This is a genomic window from Kitasatospora sp. MBT66, assembly GCF_000710405.2.
In the GTDB taxonomy this organism is placed as follows: Bacteria; Actinomycetota; Actinomycetes; order Streptomycetales; family Streptomycetaceae; genus Kitasatospora; species Kitasatospora purpeofusca.
Map to the genome: position 1 here is coordinate 222,053 of NZ_JAIY01000008.1, position 411 is coordinate 222,463.

At 75.7% G+C, this 411-nt stretch carries 1 protein-coding gene; it reads left to right on the forward strand.

Annotated features, from left to right (window positions below; genetic code table 11):
• Positions 1-352: sensor histidine kinase (locus BI06_RS22260; RefSeq protein WP_369826184.1), on the forward strand; the 352-nt coding region annotated here is incomplete at its 5' end.
• Positions 353-411 lie beyond the last annotated feature (59 nt).

Here is a 411-nt window from a genome sequence, read left to right on the forward strand (position 1 = left end):
GGGGGTCAAGGTGCACGTCGACCTGAAGGCCCCGGACGGCGGCACCGGCCGGCCGGACTCGGCGGTGGAGGGCATCGCCTACTTCACCGTGAGCGAGCTGCTGACCAATGTCTCGAAGCACTCCGGCGCCCGCTCCGCCACCGTGGACGTCTGGCGGGCCGGCGACCACCTGATGCTGCTGGTCCAGGACAACGGCAAGGGCGGCGCGGCCCCCTACCCGGGCAGCGGCCTGGCCGGACTGGCCGACCGGGTGCGGGCGGTGGACGGGGTGTTCCTGGTGGAGAGCCCGGAGGGCGGCCCGACCTCGGTGACGGTCGAGCTCCCCTGGCACACCCGCACCGCCCGCCGCTGACCTCCCGACTCCCGCCCCGAGCCCCACGGGAGAGGCGAGGGGGCGACTCCCGCCCCGAG